Below are 16,476 nucleotides of genomic sequence, written 5' to 3' on the forward strand. Positions count from 1 at the left end.
TGGTGGTGTCCGGTCTTCGCAGAAGGAGAAGCACATGGCAGAAGCCGACCTGTCGAAGGGGTTTGGACCGGATACGCGGACTCGGTTCTCGCGGCGACGTGTGCTGCAGTTGGCAGGCGCATCGGCGGCAGCTGCGGGGCTGGGTTCGCTGCTCGCGGCGTGCGGAGGCAACGGGCCCGGCAGCGGTTCGGGCCCGAAGGCACCTGGCGCGCTGCCCGAGATGACCCCGTTCCACGTTCAATCGGCGAAGATCGACTCCTATTTCATCGACGCGGTGAACCTGACCGAAAACCACTACGCCGACTACAACCTCGAAGTCTCCGATTTCATCTACCCGACCAGCGGCCTGCAGGGCATGCAGCTGATGGCGGCTGGGCAGGTCGACGGTGGGATGACGGACACGCTGGTGACGCTCGCGACGTTCGCGAATTCGGCACCGGGGACGCGCCCCGTCGTGGTCGGGATGAGGCTGAACACCTCCCCCTACGCGTTGGTGGTGAACAAGGAGGGCAGCTGGCCGGATGCGAACGCCGGCTTCGAGGAGCGCATGAAGTCCCTGAAGGGCAAGACGGTCGGCCTCACGGCGATCGGAGCCGGCGCCGACCAGGTGCTTCGCCTCGCGCTTGCTCGAGCGGGAATGCAATACAGCGATGTCACCCCGCTGGCAGTCGGTCAGACCACTCCTGGAATCGCGCAAATGCAGGCCGGCAAGCTCGACGCTTATGTCGCCCAGGCGTGGACGATGGGTCGCTTCGTAGCACAGCGGACAGGCGGCAAGGTTCTGATCGACTTCGGAGCCAACGATGTGCCGGACGTCCTCAGCAAGCAGCAAGTGGGTTCGATCGTCGTCCGCGAGGACCACGCCGAGCAACATCAGGATGCGGTCAAGGCGTGGCTTGCTTGTCAGTCAGCAGCCCTGCAGTGGATCACGAAGAACAAGGACGAGGCCGCCGGCCTACTGAACACCCAGATGCTCGGCGGGCAGAGCCCCGACATCGCGAAGGACTACGTCGACCACTTCACGAACACGCTCGTTCCCCAGTTCCAGCCGGACTTCAAGGTCACGAAGGACGGTGTCGAGCGCATGATCGGCATCGCCGTGCAGAACGGCACGGTCAAGGAAGGCCAGATCAAGTACGAGGACCTGGTGCCCGACTTCGCCCGCGCCTGATCCGATGCGGCGGCCGGAGGGCAGGGCGCGACGCCGCGCCCGGCCTTCCGGCCGCGGGCGACATGGCCGGCCTGGAGCTGCACCCGCCAGCTCGTGATTGATAAACCGATCAAGCGCTGGACACCGGTGGCCATGTTTCTGGACGACAGGTGGTTGCCGGGAAAGCGTCCTCAGAAGCCGAAGTCGCTCAGGCTGGGGTGGTCGTCGGGGCGGCGGCCCAGCGGCCAGAAGTACTTGCGCTCGGATTCGGCGATCGGGAGGGTGTTGATGGAGGCGTGGCGGGTGTGCATCAGGCCGTGCTCGTCGTACTCCCAGTTCTCGTTGCCGTAGGAGCGGTACCAGTTGCCGGCGTCGTCGCGGTGTTCGTAGGCGAAGCGCACGGCGATCCGGTTGCCGTCGTAGGCCCACAGCTCCTTGATCAGCCGGTAGTCGAGCTCGGTGTTCCACTTGCGGGTCAGCAAGGCGACGATCTCGTCTCGGCCGGTGGCGAACTCCGAGCGGTTGCGCCAGCGGGAGTCCACGGTGTAGCCCAGCGACACCTTCTGGGGGTCGCGGGTGTTCCAGGCGTCCTCGGCCAGTCGAACCTTTTCGATGGCGGTCTCCCGGGTGAACGGCGGCACCGGCGGGCGGGTCGTGTCGGTCATGTCAATTCCTTCGCACTCTGGACTCACCGCATGTCCGGCGAGCCTGGGAACAGCAGGGAGAACGACCGTTCTCGCTACATCTGATAGCGTAGAGAACGATGGTTCTCCACGCAAGGGGGCATAAATGCTGGATCAGGACATGGCGCGGGAGCGGGTGCTCGAGGCGGCCGAGGAGCTGTTCTACGCACGGGGCATCCAGGCGGTCGGGATGGATGCGGTGCGCAATGCCTCCGGGGTGTCGCTCAAGCGTCTCTACCAGCTGTTCCCGTCCAAGGAGGCGCTCGTGCTGGAGTTCCTGAAGCAGCGCGATTCGCGGTGGCGGCGAGCCCTCGCCGACTACGTCGACGAGGGGGCAACTCCCGACGAGCGGATCTTCGCGGTGTTCGACTGGCTGTACAAGTGGTTCTCCGAGCGGGACTACCGCGGGTGTGCCTTCATCAACTCCTTCGGCGAGCTGGGCGCGGTCTCGGCCGACGTCGCCGAGCAGGCCCGACACCACAAGAAGGCCTTCCGCGACTACCTCGCCGGACTGGTGACGGCATCTGGCCGGCCCGTCGAGCTAGCAGAGCACCTCGCGCTGCTCGCTGAAGGAGCGATCACCACCGCGGCGATCTCCGGCACCCCCGAACCGGCACACCAAGCTCGAGACGCCGCGCGCCTCCTGATGCGCGCACCTGCACAGAACGTCACGGCTGGCTCGATCCGCGCCCGGTAGATCCGAGGCGCCGGAGGAAGCTGTGGCCGCACCCGTGTTGCCACGATCAACTGACAGCACGGTCGATTCATCTGTTGAGCGAGCCAGCCGCATCGACCCCGCCCAGGCTGCGAAGTATCACCGGCTCATGACGGAGCACGCGACTACTAGCGCCTCGTCGGGTTGAACGGAATCGTCAGCAAGGCGACGGCACGCCGAGGGAAGGCCTCGTGGTAGCGGCAACCTCGGGCTGTTACTCCGAGCGGTCGCCCGGAGCGTTCTCGAAGAGATGGGTGCGCGCAAGCACTTCTCGGTGGAACTGGGAGACCGAGTCGACGAGCGCGGCCACCTGCGCGCCGGCCCAGTGGGCCCTGTCCCAGCCGGCGTACAGGGTCACGGAGAGCAGGCTCTCGCCTGCCCGGATGGCGACCGGGGTGAGTCCGAAGATCGCTTTGTCGGTGAGCACGGCGATCCCGTGGCCCGAGGCTGCCAAGGCGCGGGCCACGACGGTTGTCGAGACGACTCGCGGCTCGTTGTAGACCAAACCCTCGCGTGCGGCAGCCGCGTCGAGCGCCAGGCGACCCGCATTGACGGGATGCATCAGGATCAAGTGCTCACGGACGAGCTCGGTCAGCTCGACTTCGCCGATTCGCGCCAGCCGGTGGGTCGGTGGCACCAGCGCGAGCACGGGGGCGTGACCCACGACGCGGGATTCCATCGATCCGGGTGGCGGGATGGGCGCGATGCCGAGGTCGGCATCTCCGCGCGCAACGACGTCGTACACGCTGCGCGCGTCGCGTTCGAGGATGTCGCGAATTGAAGAGGCAGCATCTCGGCCGGCGAGGTAGGGCGCCAGAAAGTCGGCGATCGTGGTCGGGGGTGCGGCGACGGTCAATGGCATGCCATGCCCTTGGGTCATGGTCCTGACCGCGCCCAGTGTGCGGTCGGCCCGGGCCACCAGGTCACGGGCGAGGGGCAGGAAGCGCTCCCCGGCGAAGGTGAGCTTTCGCGGCCCCGGCGTGCGCGCGAAGAGTTCCACTCCCAGGCTGCGCTCGAGGTTGCGCAGTTGGCGGGAGAGCGAGGGCTGTGCGATTCGGACATCGCGCGCGGCCGCCGTGATCGAGCCTTGGTCGACTACTGCCAGGAAGTAACGCAGAACTCTGATCTCCACCATGCCTCCGAGGTATGGGCAGCGATGTTAACGGGCATTAGACGGCATATGCCACATGCGCTCAGAATCAGATCCCGTTCCGGTCACCGAGTGAGGGCACATCAGGGCCTCAACGCTCCCGTCGTCGAGGAGACGGCATGTCAAGTTCTTCTGATCTCCGCGCAGCCCGCCGGGCGGGCCTCGGATCGTTCATCGGCACCGCGATCGAGTGGTACGACTTCTTCATCTTCGGAACCGCCGCGGCGCTCGTTTTCGGGGAGGTCTTCTTCCCCACGGCGTCACCGGCAGCCGGCCTGCTCGCATCCTTCGCGACCTTCTGGACGGGTTTCCTGGCCCGGCCGCTGGGAGGTGTGCTCTTCGGTCATCTCGGCGATCGGATCGGCCGCAAGAAGACGCTCGTCACCACACTGGTCCTCATGGGTGTCTCCAGCACCGCCATCGGCCTGCTTCCCGGCTATGCCTCGATCGGGATGGCTGCCCCGGCCCTCCTCATCCTGCTCCGGCTGGTGCAGGGCCTGGCGCTGGGCGGTGAATGGGGAGGAGCTGTGCTGATCGCGGCTGAACACGCGCCACCGAGCCGCCGCATCCTCTTCGGTGCCTTCGCCCAGCAGGGCTCGCCGGCGGGTGGCCTGATGGCGACCCTGGTCTTCCTGGGCGTGAGCCGGCTGTCGGCCGAGGACTTCGCCGCCTGGGGATGGCGTGTTCCGTTCCTCGTGTCTGCGGTCCTGCTGATTGTGGGCTTGGTGATCAGGCTGACCGTGGCTGAGTCGCCGGAGTTCTTGGCGGCCAAGCAGCGCGGCGAGATCGTCAAGGCGCCAGCGGCAGAAGTGCTGCGGACGGCGCCGGCTGCAGTCCTGTTGGGAATCGGGGCATCGGCTATCGGGATCGGCGCAGCGTACTTCCTGAACGCGTTCATGATCGCCTGGACCACGACCGAGCTCGGCGTGCCCCGGGCGACGATCCTGTCAGCCCTGCTCGTGGGCACCATCGTCCAGTTCGTCGCGCAACCGGTGGCGGCCCTGGTCGCTCACCGCGTCGGCGCGACCCGGTTCATGATCGTGGCGCTGGCCGCGAACGCTCTGCTCACCCCGGCGGTCTACCTGCTCGTCAACACGGGCGACGCGAGCAAGATCGTCCTCGGCATCGTCCTCGCCAACATCGTCGCGCCGGCCTACTTCGCCGTCCTCGCCGGATTCCTCACACAGGCCTTCCCCGCCAGGATCCGATACACCGGAATCTCGTTGGCCTACCAGCTTTCCGCAACGGTGATCGGCGGCTCCGTCCCGCTCATCGCGCAGTCCCTGCTCTCCAGCGGCGGGATCGGCCTGGTTACCGCCTACCACGTCGGGCTGATCGTCCTGACCCTGGTTTGCGTGGCCGCGCTGGGCCGCCGGATCGCGAAGTCCCAAGGTGTTGCGGATCTGCCGGACAACTCGGACCTTCGCGCCAGCGATGCGCCCGCATGAGACTCGGTGCGACATTCGCCCCGGGCGAACCCCTACGCGTCAGTTGATGTGAACACGCCGACAGGCGCGGTCCCAGCTTTCTCAGCATCGAAAACCTGGAAGGAATCGCATGTATTCGTCAGCCGAGCCGCGCATCTTCCGTGCGCGTCGGGTCATCACGCCGTCCTCCCCATCCGCTGACGCGGTCGCGGTGCTCGGGGACAGAATCGTTGCGGTGGGCGATGCGGACGACCTTCGGCGGTCGCTGCCTCTCGCGCGGCTCGTGGACCTGGGCGACGCAGTTGTTACCCCGGGATTCAACGACGCGCACGTGCACCTGTCGATGGCCGCCGACAACGAGCTCCAGGTCGACGTGTCCCCCGCGGAGGTGTCCTCCCTCGCGGAACTGACCGCGAAGGTCGGAGCCGCTGCAAGGAGCGAACCGGTGGACGGCTGGGTCCGCGCCTTCGGCTACGACGATGCGCGGATGGCCGAGGGGCGCCGACTTACCCGTTGGGACCTGGACGCGGTCACAGGCGATGTCCCGGCGATCGTGCTGCACGTCGCCTGTCACTGGGGTGTGGTCAACTCGGCAGCGCTGGCCGCAGGCGGCATCACCGATGAGTCGCTACCTCCGAGTGGTGGCGAGTACGGCCGGGACGCGACCGGGCGGCTCGATGGCGTCCTCTACGAACGCGCGTTGAACGAGTTCGCCTACGGTCACGTCAATTCGGCGGGAGGTCCAGTCGTACCGCAGTCTCGGTTCGACGACCGCGTCGAGGCGCTTGGACGCGTGGTGCGCCGCTGGCACGCGGCCGGCGTGACATCGGTGTGCGACGCACTCGTGGGGCCAGACGACATCCGCCTCTTCGCCGCGGCGCGGGAGCAGGGGCTGCTGACGATGAGGGTCGGGTTCCTCCTGGCCGCGGAGCACTACGACACCTTGCGCCGGCTCGGCCTTCGTTCGGGCTTCGGGGATGCTGGGCTACGTTTCGTCGGTGTCAAGACCTTCGCCGACGGCGCGGTCGGCGGCCGGACGTGCCTGCTCGACGAGCCGCACCACGGCACTGGCGACCACGGCATCCAGGTGCTCACGCGGGAGGAACTCGCCGACATCGTCCGGGCGGTGCACGGCGATGGCAACCGGGTCTGCGTCCACGCCAATGGAGACAGGGCAATCCGGCTCGTGCTCGACGAACTGGAACGCGCCCACCGGGAAATGCCGAAACCTGGACTGCGGCACCGCATCGAGCACTGCAGTCTGGTGGACGACGACATCCTTGGCCGGATCCGAGCTCTGTCTGCGATCCCTGTGCCGTTCGGCAACTACGTTCACCAGCATGGCGGGCGCTTGATCGATTGGTACGGCGAGGCCCGGGTGGAGCGGATGTTCGCCCACCGCTCTTTCCTGGACGCCGGCATCACCGTCGCCGGTTCGTCCGACCATCCATGTGGCCCGGTGGAACCCCTCCTGGCGGTGCAGAGCATGGTCACGCGGACCGGCTGGGATGGATCGGTTGTCGGTGCGGGGCAGCGGGTCTCTCCGGCCGAGGCGCTGTCGGTCTACACAACTGGATCAGCGGCCAGCACCGGTGAGGAAGGGCTGAAGGGCTCACTGGTCGTCGGTCAGCTCGCCGATTTCGTGGTGCTCGAAGACGACCCGCTCGAGGTGCCCCACGACCAGATCTCGAAGATCGCAGTCCGGGCCACCTACGTCGGTGGCACGGAGGTTTACGCGCGCGAATGATGACCCGATGAGGACTTGTGGGCTCTCCGAGAGAGACGTGACTTGCGGGTCCAGCGATCTGCGGGCCTGCCCGTCGTCGCCGTCGGTCTAGGCGGTGGGCGTCCCGACCTCGACCAGCGCGCCGCCGAGGAAGTCGACGAGCTCGTGGTGGGCGTCGAGGGGGAGGACGTTCGCGACGTACTGGTCCGGCCGGACGACCACGAGGGCTCCGTGGTCCCGGTCCAGGCCGCGCAGATCGAAGATGTCGGTAGCCGGATCGGGGCAGAAGACCTTCTCGTAGTCGACGAGCTCGAACGATCCCTTGCGGGGGAGGAGGACCGGCGGCAGGTCATCGACGGTGACGTCGCGATGTCCCTGCTGGAGGACGGCCCGGACGTCGATCACCGAGTCGGGGTCGGCGCCGGGCGGGGTGAATCGGGCGATCGGTGAGCCTTCCGAGGCCAGGAATTCGGCCAGTTCCCGCAGCCGGGAATCGGGGCCGCCGGGATGGGCCCGGTCGGCGAACGCATAGAGGCGCCAGGCGCCGTCGGCCCGGGCTGCGTGGCCGAGGTGCATCGGCTTGGCGTCGGCCAGCCGGATGACCGGCGCGGAGTGGAACCGCATCCCGATCGGGAAGCCCTCCGCCAGGTGCTGGTGGGTCGGTGTCGCGGTGAGGATGGAGGGCTCGTAGCGGACCGCGACCCCGGCGGTGAACCGACCCTGCTCCCGGAAATAGTGCTGGAACCGCGCCGGGTCGGTGCCCTTCTCGCTGTCCGGTCGGGCGCTGAACAGCGCAGCGAATTCGCGGTCGAAGTCGATGAGCTGCTGGGCGACCTTCTGCCGTTCCGCCGAGTAGGTGCGCAGCACCTCGGGCCGCGAGGTCCGGCGGAGCACGGTGCCGAGCTTCCACCCGAGGTTCCAGGCGTCGGCCATCGAGACGTTCATGCCCTGCCCGGCCTTCGCGCTGTGGGTGTGGCAGGCGTCGCCGGCGATGAAGACGCGAGGCTGGCGAGTGTCGGTCTCGGAGTCGGGGACGTCGTCGAAGCGATCGCAGAGGCGCTGGCCGATCTCGTACACCGCCCACCACCCGACGTGCTTCACGTCGAGCATGTAGGGGTGCAGGATCCGGTTGGCGACTGCGGTGAGTTTCTCCGGGGTCACGCTGCGTTCGCGGAGCATCTCGGCGTCACGGTCGTTGTCGAGCTCGATGTAGAGCCGGACCAGGTAACCGCCTTCGCGCGGGATGACCAGGATGCTGCCCTGTTCGGAGTGGATGGCGGACTTGAGCCGGATGTCGGGGAAGTCGGTGACGGCGAGGACGTCCAGCACGCCCCATGACTGGTTGGCCGTGTCGCCCTTGAGACGGCGGCCGATGGCTTCCCGGGTGCCGCTGCGCGAGCCGTCGCAACCGACGACGTACCGGGCGCGGACGGTCGAGCTCTCTCCGGTCGGCTGGAAGTCCTTGACGTGCTGAAGTGTGACCGTGACCGGGTGCTCGGTGTCGGCGTCGGTGTCGATCCGCACGTCGGTGGCGTGCAGCCCGTAGACGGGTTCGGCGCGGGAGGCGGAGCGGCGCATGTGGTCACGCAGATAGGCCAGCATCCGTGCCTGGTTGACGATCATGTGCGGCATCTCGGAGATGCCGTCCTCGACGTCGTCGATGCGTCCAGTTCGGACGATCGAGTTGCCGTCCTGAGGGTCCGGTCGCCAGAAGGTCACCTCGTTGACCTGGTAACCCTCGTGGATGAGCTGGTCGGCCAGGCCGAATGCCTCGAACATCTCCACCGTGCGGCACGCCACGCCGTCGGCTTGGCCGACCTCGAGCGGTCCGTCCCGCCGGTCGACGATCACGGTGTGGATCTCGGGGAACTCGGCGAGCTGGGCCGCCAGGACCAGCCCGGCCGGACCGCAGCCGATGATCAGAACATCGGCCGTGTCCGGCAGGCCGCTTGGGCGGTCGGCCAGGGACGGGTGGGGGTCCGCGATGAACGGGTCCCCGGGCTTGTAGCCGTCGAGATAGAACTGCACTGGTCTTGCTCCTCTGGGCATCGGACCACCCGGGCCGTCAGGGCGTGGGCTGCTCAGCCTTGCCGCGGACCACCGGGTAGCACGTTCCATCGTGCGGCAGTGACGCCCTGGGCGGACAGCCTGTTCTGCTATGAGGAACGCACAACAGCCGTGGGCTCCCACGAATCGACCTGTGCGTGCCGTTCACGAAGGCGGCCGGCCGCTGCTGAGAAGAGCGACGCTGTACCGCGGCACACGGGTGTTCGCCCATTCAAGCGGATAGGCCGCGGGGGTCCTTTCAATCAGGGGTTCGGTGCCCTTTCGGGCAACGTTGATCGGATTCGGCCGGATCCGCGCAGTGGACGCAACCTCGGCGGGCATGGTGCGTCTTTCCTGTTGACAAAGCGGTGAGAAACCGTTGACACGACAGGGGAAAAGGGGAGCACGATGCTCAAGCGTCACCGTATGACGACGGCCATCACCGGTATTCTGGGTGGGGCACTGCTGATCACCGGTTGCGGGGCCGCTGCCGCGCTCCAGCCCTCGCCGGCGCCTGAGCGTGCCGCGGGCCATGCCGGTATGGCTTCGAGCGGGGGTGGCGGGGACATCGGTACGTCGAATTGCTCGGAAGCCGATTTCCTCGCCTCCGCAACACCTGTGGAGGGTGAGCCCGGCAGTTTCATCGTGTCGTACGGGAATCGGTCGGACAAGACCTGCACGATCAACGGCGGTGTGCCCAACCTCAAGGGCGTGGACATGAGCAACTCGCCGATCGAGGAACTGCCCGTCGAGGACGTGCGGCTTCCCGACGCGCCTGAGGAGTTCACCCTCCAGCCCGGCGAGAGCGCGTACGCGGGCATCGGCATGATCCTGGCCGACAGTGGCGACCCGGACGCTCATGTCCTCACCGGGTTCCAGTCCTCGCTGCCGGACATGTCCGAGCCGCAGCTGGTCAACGTCGTCGGCGACGGTGAGGTGCGATTCGCTGCGAAGCACCTGCGGGTCAGCTCGCTGGTGTCCACTCCGGACGAGCTGGGCTGATCTCACCACGTGAGGCGATGGATCTGAGCGCGGGGCCGTCCGGGCAGGCCCGGCCAGATGCCCAGCAGGGGCTCGTCGATGCCGGTCGGGCCGGCGATCCACGAGATGCTGAGCTCTCGGCTGAAGATCAGCATAAGGCCGTCCGCGCGAGGCTCCACCCCGGCCCAACGCTCCTCTGTGGAGGCCTCGCTTCGGGAGAAGTCCACCTGACGTCGTAGCGCTCACCGATCTCCGAGCGTGTTGCCCTGGGGCCTGTCCGGCGGATCATGCCGGACAGGCCCGTGGTCCCGAGGAGAGCTCAGCGCTTGAGCGTGAAGGTGAAGTCGCCGGAGAGCTTGCCGCTCAGCCGGACTGCCGAAACGAGTTTCCCCTCCGTGATCAGTCTCTCGACCTCGGCCCGCGAAAGACCGCAACCTTCTGCGATCAGTCGCACCGGCCGGACGGGGATCCGCGCCGCAAAGCGGACCGAGACGTCGATCACCTCGCGGTCCAGGTGATCCGATCCACCGGTGTCGAGGCGCCAGGCGTTGTCCCAGTCGAGGGCGATGCGATTACGGCGCTGCACGACCGGATCCTGGAGCAGCTCAGCTGTCAGGCCAGGGTCGTTGTGGTGCAGCCGGTCCAGCAGCTCAGGTCGTACGGAGCGCACATTCATCCGCTCCAGGACCGTGAGCTTTGCAGTTTCCCCGCAAGCGGTACAGAGCGCGAGGAGCCAGGCGTCGATGAGCTTGTGGTTTGCGTTGACGCGAAATTTACCGCTTGCCCGGAAGCGCTCGGACGCGCACGCGTGGCAACGGCGGCGAACGAGCGGCAGGCAGGTGGGCACGACCATCCAGTTTTTGAGCACAGAAGTACACCGGTTTCAGTGAGAAGTCCGCAGCAAGAAGGAGCGCGGCGCACATGCGCGACGCGCGACAAATCAGCGCTCGGGAGGTCTCACAGGGTGTACAACGGCACGTCCTTGACCAGACGACTTGGTTCGGCAGCAGGGTAATGGCGCACAGCGGCGCTGTTCCACTGGTTTTCGAGCGCCTCACCGCCAGGTTCCATCCGGCGGATCATGGACGAAGCCAGAGCGCGGGCTCCCCGGCGTCGCGCTGCCGACCGGTCCGATCGCCGGTGGTCTGGTCGGCAGCCTGCTGCTCTCGGTCGCTGCCGGCGAGGACGCCCGGCTGCTCGCAGCGGTCGACACCGTTCACGGACTGGTATGAGGGCGGTAGCCGAACGGACCCGTGAGGTGGGCTTGGCGCGGCAAACCCACTTCGTCGCGTCCCAGCTGGACTGTCCTGTTCGGACTCTGCTGTCAGGCGTTGATGTCGGACGGGTGCGTCGCCAGCGGCGTGACGTGGATGTCCATGTAGGGGAACAGCGGTAGGCCCGAGAGCAGGGTGTGCAGTTCGTCGTTGGACTCGACGTCGAAGACCGAGATGTTGGCGTACTCGCCGACGATGCGCCAGATGTGCGGCCACTTCCCGGCGCGCTGCAGCTCCTGGGAGTACTTCTTCTCCTCGGCCAGGATCTCCGACCGGGTCTTCGGGTCGAGGTCGTGCGGCAGGCGCACGTCCATCCGTACCTGGAACAGCATGGTCAGGCCTCCCGCCGGTCGAGCGCGAAGCCGTAGTCGATCCTGGCGCTGCCGTCGTCCTGGATGACCGGCGACAGGATCAGCTCCGGTTTCACCGCGTTCGCGATGTCGTCGTCGTTGTGCGGGTCGCCGGGGAAGTACAGCTGCGCGATGAGCTGTTCGTGGCCGGGGGCGGAGACCTTCACGTGCAGGTGCGCGGGTCGCCACGCGTGCCAGCCCGCGGCGGAGATCAGCTTGCCGCAGGCTCCGTCGGTGGGGATCTGGTAGGGCGCCGGCTGGATCGTGCGGATCCGGAACTTCCCGTCCGGGCCGGTCGAGAAGGTGCCGCGCAGGTTCCACTCCGGGATGCCCGGGGCGAACCGGCTGTAGTAGCCGTCGGCATCGGCGTGCCACAACTCCACGGTCCCGGCCAGCGGGGTGCCGTCGGTCGAGGTGATGCCGCCCTCCCACAGCAGCGGGGTGCCCTGCTCCCCGTCGCGCATCGGCAGGTCGGCGTCCGCGCCGCGTTCGGGGGCGTTCGGGACGTAGTACGGGCCTTCGATCGAGCCCTTGCTGCCCTGGCGGTCGGTGGTGGCCACGTCCTCGACCACGTGCTCGACCCACACGTCCAGGAACAGCGGCCACTCACCGTCCGCGCCGACCTGGATCAGCCACGCCTTCAACGCGTTGTACTCGTCGTAGGTGACCTCGTGCTTGCGGATGGTCTCGTGGATCGCGTCGAGGACTTCGCGCGCGAGCAGGTCGACCCGTTCCTTCGGGGTGGCCCTGACCGCGTCGTACGGCGACTTGTCGTGGTGGAATCGTTCGGTCGCGGCAGCTCCGGACGCGGCTGCGGTGGCGGTTTCGTCAGCGGTGCTCATCTGGTTCCTCCAGCTGTCCTGTGGCCCGGCCTAGTTCTGGCGGTAGCGGGCGAGCTTGTCCGGGTCGATCTCGACCCCGATCCCGGCACCGGGGCGGACCCGCAGCTCGCCGTCCCGGATCCGAAGGGGCTCGGTGAGCAGGTCGTCGGTCATGTCCAGGAAGTTGGAGAGCTCCGCCGCGCGGTGCGAGGTCCGCTGGTGCGCCGCGCCGAAGGCGATCGTGCAGGCGGTGCGCCGACGACGCCGTCCTCGGTGTGCACGCGGATCAGCACGTGCGCCGCGGTGGCCACTTCGCCGGAGGCGAACTTCAGCGGCTTGGTGTACGGGATGGCGAAGGGGATCGCCTCCACCCTGGTGATCTTCATGCGAGCCCCTCGGTCGGTGGCGTGTTCGGCTCGAAGACGCCGCTGTGCCGTGATCGCGCAGCGTGGTAGGAGCATCCACTGTGGAACGGAGTGCCGTTGGGCATCGAGCGTCGGCCTCCTCGATCTCGCGTCGCCGCTGTCTGGGTGATTGCCGAGGGTAGGGGCCGGGCCACCGCTGCGGAATTGGTAGAGCCCCTGCGGCCGTAGGGGATTCCTTCAGCTCGGGCGGTGGTCGACGGGGAGCTCCGGAAGGGCGCTTGCCGCACTCCTCCCGGAGTGAGAAATGATTCCGGAGGTTCCTGACCTGCTGTGATCGCGATGCGTGAGCAGGAGTGGGCGATCGTGCTCGGCGAGGCCGGTGCGCACGCGGTGGCCGCGCCGATCAGCCGGAACGGGGCGCGCTCGACGCCTGCGTCATGCTCGCCGTACCCAGAGCGTGACGGTGGCCCGTCCCGCCGTCGGCGCGTTGGCGAAACCTGAAGCCTGGCTGACGCTTCCTTTTCGTGCGGAGCCGTCGGCGGGCCGAAGTCGGTTCTAGCCCCTCGCAGGGTTTTTCGCGATTTGTGGGATCGTGGTCTTCCGCTCCGCAGGTCATTTCGTGCACTATGCACCTCGCGGGCCGTTCGGCCCCGATCCGCGAAGCGCCGTGCGGGCAGCGAAAAATTCGTCGCGACCGAACTGGATCCGGTCGTGCCCGCGCGGTCCCGGCAGCCGTGCCGCATCGCTGGACGGTCCACTGTGCACTCCCGGGTTCCGGTGGTGGGCCTCCGGTATGCCGCCGCTCGTGCTGTGCCGAATCCGCACTGCGAAGTGCGATATACGCACTGGAGATGCGATGTCCGAGATAACATCCGTGCCGATCGGCGCGCCGCGCGCGCCCCGGGACTCCCGTGGTTTCCACAAGGTCGTCGCCGCCTCGATGAGCGGCACCGCGATCGAGTTCTACGACTTCTTCCTCTACGGCACCGCCGCCGCCACGATCTTCAACAAGGTGTTCTTCCCGGCAGGCGATCCGCTGGTCGGAACGCTCGCGGCGTTCGCCACCTACGCCGTCGGATTCATCGCCCGGCCCCTGGGCGGGGTGGTCTTCGGGCAGATCGGGGACCGCGTCGGCCGCAAGCGCGCACTCATGATCAGCCTGGCGGTCATGGGCGCTTCGACCTTCGCGATCGGGCTCGTCCCGTCCTACGCGACCATCGGCGCGTTCGCGCCGCTCCTGCTGACGCTGCTCCGGATCCTGCAAGGGCTGGCCCTCGGCGGCGAATGGGGCGGCGCGGTGCTGCTGATCGCCGAACACGCCAGCCACCAGCGGCGGGGGTTCTGGGCGAGTTGGGCGCAGGCTGGCGGACCGCTTGGCAGCCTCTTGTCGACCGGGGTCCTGGCCCTGCTGTCGGCGACCATGTCCGCGGCCGCGTTCACCGCGTGGGGATGGAGGGTGGCGTTCCTGCTGTCGGCGGTGCTGATCGTCATCGCCTACTTCCTGCGCCGCTCCGTGGAGGAGTCGCCGGTGTACCAGGCCGCCGCCGGAGCGCGTTCCGGGCGGCAGAAGAGCCCGGTCCTCGAACTGCTGCGCAAGCACCGCAAGGCGGTCCTGCTGAGCTTCGGCGCGTGCGTGGGGGAGAAGGCCACCTACTACACCTTCGGGATCTTCTGCCTCTCGTACCTGGTCGAGGAACGCGGTGTCTCCCGCGGCGAGGTGCTCAACGCGCTGACCGTCGCATCGGTGTTCTGGTTCGCGTCCATGCTGGTCGGCGGCTGGCTGTCGGACCGCTTCGGGCGGCGAACCATCACCGTGATCGGCGCGCTGGGCGCCGCGGTGTGGATCCCGCTCAGCCTCGGCTGGCTCACGCTGGGCGACCGGCCCTCGTCCATCGCGGTGGTCGTGGCCCTGAGCGTCGGCGTGCTCCTGGACGGGATCATCACCGGCGGGCTCGCCGCCTTCTTCGCCGAGCTGTTCCCGACGTCGGTGCGCTACACCGGTGCCTCGGTCGGTTACCAGCTGGCCGGCATCGTCGGCGGTTCCCTGACCCCGATCGTCGGCGTCTCGCTGCTCGCGGCCACGGGTTCGGTGCTCCCGGTGGCGGCCTTCGTCCTCGCGATGCTCGCGCTGACCCTGATCTCGATGGTCGTCGCCGGGGAGACGCGCCACCGGCGGCTGACCGACATCTGAACCGATGCAACACGAGGCGCAGCCGTTCTCGGCACGTTCGCGAGGGCGGTTGCGCCGCGGCCGAACCCAACATCCTGTGAGGTGAACACAGCTGATGGAGCTGGAGAAGACCGTCGCCGAGCTGGCCCGCCGGGTCGAGGCCCTGGAAGCCGAGGCCGAGATCCGCCGGCTCCAGGCCCGCTACATGTTCCTGTGCGACACGCCCTGCCCGGAGTACGGCGTCCGCGACGATGACCACCGCATCGACCTGATCATGCAGCTCTACACCGACGACGCCGTCTGGGAGGGCGTGGGCGAGTACTACGACGGCCAGTTCGGCCGAGCGGAGGGCGCCGCCGCGATCCGCGCGCACTTCGAGGCGTTCTGGGGTCAGAAGCGGGATCCGGCGCTGCTGCTAAACGCGCACTACCTCACCTCGGAGCAGATCCGGGTCGACGGCGCCGAGGCGACCGGCCAGTGGATCCACGTGCAGCCCTGGCTGTTCTCCGACGGCAAGGCGCTGTTGCGCTCCAGCCGGCTCAACAACGCCTTCCGAAAGGAGGGCGGTACCTGGAAGATCACACGCACGCGCACCGAGAATGTGTTCATCGCGCCGCTGGCCGCGGACTGGGTCAGCGACCACCCGACCGCGTCGGTGCTGATGAAGCCGTAGGCGGGCAGGTGGTGGCGATGCGGAGGGAGGCAGGTGCGGTGACTTCGGAGGAGCCGGTGGGATCGGAACCAGTGGTGCACGTCGTCGACGACGACGCCGATCTGCGGCAGTCGCTGGTGTTCCTGCTGGAGAGCATCGGGGTGCAGGCGCTGACCTACCCCGATGCCACCACGTTCCTGGCGGAGTTCGACCCCGGCGAGGTGGCCGTGGTCATCGTCGACGTGCGGATGCCGGGGATCAGCGGGTTCCAGCTGCAGGAGCGGCTGCTCGACATGGACTACCCCGCGCCGGTGGTGTTCTGCTCCGCCCACGGCGACATCCCGATGTCGGTCCGCGCCGTCACCCGCGGCGCGGTCGACTTCCTGGAGAAGCCCTACCAGCCGCAGCGGATGGTGGAACTGGTGCAGGCGCAGCTGGACGAGGCCCGCCACCGGTTCGCCGAGCACGCCGACCGCAGAGCCGTCGCCACCCGGCTGCAGTCGCTGACCCCGCGGGAGCGGGAGGTGCTGCGCCTGGTCATCGAGGGACTGCCCAGCCAGGTCATCGCGGGCAGGCTGGGCACCAGCGTCAAGACCGTCGACGTGCACCGGGCCAGGATCAAGGCGAAGGCGGACGCCGACAGCCTCGGCGCCCTCGTCCGCGACATCCTCCTCCACCGCGTGGACGTCTGAACGACTGTCCGGCGAAGCGGCTCGACAGCTCCCAGCGCGCGCACGCAGATGGTGCCCTTTTCGCGAAGGCCGATCTTTCGCGAAAAGGGCACCTGTCAACTTCTGGGTCGTTTCAGAATGGCTCGGGGAAACCTCGTCCGGAGGGGCGCCTCGCGCCTGACGCCGGTGGCGATTTCGCGCGAAAACGCCCGCCCGACGTGCGCGCGCAGGCGCGGTGCGCCGCGTCGACCCCCCAGCCGGCCGCCACGAGCTCGGCTTCGCGCCGCCACGCGCC

17 protein-coding genes and 1 pseudogene are annotated in these 16,476 nt (G+C 68.0%); 8 read left to right on the top strand and 10 right to left on the bottom strand.

Going from position 1 to position 16,476, the window contains the following annotated elements:
* Nucleotides 1–34: 34 nt before the first annotated feature.
* Nucleotides 35–1,171, top strand: a complete 1,137-nt coding sequence (locus AB0I53_RS33700) for an ABC transporter substrate-binding protein (protein WP_358612242.1) — start codon at nt 35–37, stop codon at nt 1,169–1,171.
* Nucleotides 1,172–1,341: 170 nt separating this feature from the next.
* Here AB0I53_RS33700 and AB0I53_RS33705 read toward each other — a convergent pair whose 3' ends face one another.
* The gene (locus AB0I53_RS33705; protein ID WP_358612245.1) at nt 1,342–1,815 is read right to left on the bottom strand and encodes a nuclear transport factor 2 family protein; all 474 of its coding nucleotides are present in this window, start codon (nt 1,813–1,815) and stop codon (nt 1,342–1,344) included.
* A 124-nt stretch (nt 1,816–1,939) separates the two neighbouring features.
* On the opposite strand from AB0I53_RS33705, the gene AB0I53_RS33710 reads away from it, so the two are divergent.
* Nucleotides 1,940–2,530 (top strand): TetR/AcrR family transcriptional regulator, encoded by a 591-nt coding sequence (locus AB0I53_RS33710; RefSeq protein ID WP_358612248.1) that lies wholly within the window; start codon nt 1,940–1,942, stop codon nt 2,528–2,530.
* 232 nt (nt 2,531–2,762) lie between these two features.
* Here AB0I53_RS33710 and AB0I53_RS33715 read toward each other — a convergent pair whose 3' ends face one another.
* Nucleotides 2,763–3,683, bottom strand: coding sequence for a LysR family transcriptional regulator (locus tag AB0I53_RS33715; protein WP_358612251.1), 921 nt, complete (start codon nt 3,681–3,683; stop codon nt 2,763–2,765).
* Nucleotides 3,684–3,817: 134 nt separating this feature from the next.
* Between AB0I53_RS33715 and AB0I53_RS33720 the strand changes: the two genes are divergently transcribed.
* On the top strand, nt 3,818–5,146 hold the full coding sequence (locus AB0I53_RS33720; RefSeq protein ID WP_358612254.1) for an MFS transporter: 1,329 nt from the start codon (nt 3,818–3,820) through the stop codon (nt 5,144–5,146).
* A 214-nt stretch (nt 5,147–5,360) separates the two neighbouring features.
* Nucleotides 5,361–6,872, top strand: a complete 1,512-nt coding sequence (locus tag AB0I53_RS33725) for an amidohydrolase (protein WP_358504047.1) — start codon at nt 5,361–5,363, stop codon at nt 6,870–6,872.
* 87 nt (nt 6,873–6,959) lie between these two features.
* Here AB0I53_RS33725 and AB0I53_RS33730 read toward each other — a convergent pair whose 3' ends face one another.
* Nucleotides 6,960–8,879 carry an FAD-dependent monooxygenase gene (locus AB0I53_RS33730; RefSeq protein WP_358612257.1) on the bottom strand — a complete coding sequence of 640 codons (1,920 nt, stop codon included), beginning with the start codon at nt 8,877–8,879 and terminating at the stop codon, nt 6,960–6,962.
* 558 nt (nt 8,880–9,437) lie between these two features.
* Here AB0I53_RS33730 and AB0I53_RS33735 point away from each other — a divergent pair.
* Entirely contained in the window at nt 9,438–9,899 is a 462-nt protein-coding gene (locus AB0I53_RS33735) for a DUF4232 domain-containing protein (protein WP_358612260.1), read from the top strand.
* Nucleotides 9,900–9,901: 2 nt separating this feature from the next.
* Here the strand turns inward: AB0I53_RS33735 and AB0I53_RS33740 are convergent, their stop codons facing one another.
* The 7 genes and pseudogenes from AB0I53_RS33740 to AB0I53_RS33770 all read right to left on the bottom strand — a co-directional run bounded on the left by AB0I53_RS33740 (nt 9,902) and on the right by AB0I53_RS33770 (nt 12,709).
* A complete protein-coding gene (locus tag AB0I53_RS33740; RefSeq protein WP_358612263.1) occupies nt 9,902–10,033 on the bottom strand; it encodes a hypothetical protein in 132 nt (43 codons plus the stop codon).
* A gap of 164 nt (nt 10,034–10,197) precedes the next feature.
* The gene (locus tag AB0I53_RS33745) at nt 10,198–10,746 is read right to left on the bottom strand and encodes a DUF1062 domain-containing protein (RefSeq protein ID WP_358612266.1); all 549 of its coding nucleotides are present in this window, start codon (nt 10,744–10,746) and stop codon (nt 10,198–10,200) included.
* A 211-nt stretch (nt 10,747–10,957) separates the two neighbouring features.
* Nucleotides 10,958–11,098, bottom strand: coding sequence for a hypothetical protein (locus tag AB0I53_RS33750; protein WP_358612269.1), 141 nt, complete (start codon nt 11,096–11,098; stop codon nt 10,958–10,960).
* A 104-nt stretch (nt 11,099–11,202) separates the two neighbouring features.
* The gene (gene catC, locus AB0I53_RS33755) at nt 11,203–11,484 is read right to left on the bottom strand and encodes a muconolactone Delta-isomerase (protein WP_358612272.1); all 282 of its coding nucleotides are present in this window, start codon (nt 11,482–11,484) and stop codon (nt 11,203–11,205) included.
* A 2-nt stretch (nt 11,485–11,486) separates the two neighbouring features.
* Entirely contained in the window at nt 11,487–12,344 is an 858-nt protein-coding gene (catA, locus tag AB0I53_RS33760; RefSeq protein WP_358612275.1) for a catechol 1,2-dioxygenase, read from the bottom strand.
* Between the two features lie 30 nt (nt 12,345–12,374).
* Nucleotides 12,375–12,575: pseudogene (locus AB0I53_RS33765) on the bottom strand (enolase C-terminal domain-like protein); the annotation flags it as partial.
* Nucleotides 12,494–12,709, bottom strand: a complete 216-nt coding sequence (locus AB0I53_RS33770) for a hypothetical protein (protein WP_358612338.1) — start codon at nt 12,707–12,709, stop codon at nt 12,494–12,496. The gene AB0I53_RS33770 and the pseudogene AB0I53_RS33765, both read right to left, overlap by 82 nt.
* Nucleotides 12,710–13,544: 835 nt before the next feature.
* Between AB0I53_RS33770 and AB0I53_RS33775 the strand changes: the two genes are divergently transcribed.
* From AB0I53_RS33775 to AB0I53_RS33785, 3 genes are all read left to right on the top strand, one after another.
* Entirely contained in the window at nt 13,545–14,879 is a 1,335-nt protein-coding gene (locus AB0I53_RS33775) for an MFS transporter (protein ID WP_358612278.1), read from the top strand.
* Nucleotides 14,880–14,973: 94 nt separating this feature from the next.
* Entirely contained in the window at nt 14,974–15,531 is a 558-nt protein-coding gene (locus tag AB0I53_RS33780; RefSeq protein ID WP_358612281.1) for a nuclear transport factor 2 family protein, read from the top strand.
* Between the two features lie 56 nt (nt 15,532–15,587).
* On the top strand, nt 15,588–16,202 hold the full coding sequence (locus AB0I53_RS33785) for a response regulator (protein WP_358612284.1): 615 nt from the start codon (nt 15,588–15,590) through the stop codon (nt 16,200–16,202).
* Nucleotides 16,203–16,476: the final 274 nt, after the last annotated feature.

This window comes from Saccharopolyspora sp. NPDC050389 (genome assembly GCF_040655595.1).
Taxonomy (GTDB): Bacteria; Actinomycetota; Actinomycetes; order Mycobacteriales; family Pseudonocardiaceae; genus Saccharopolyspora.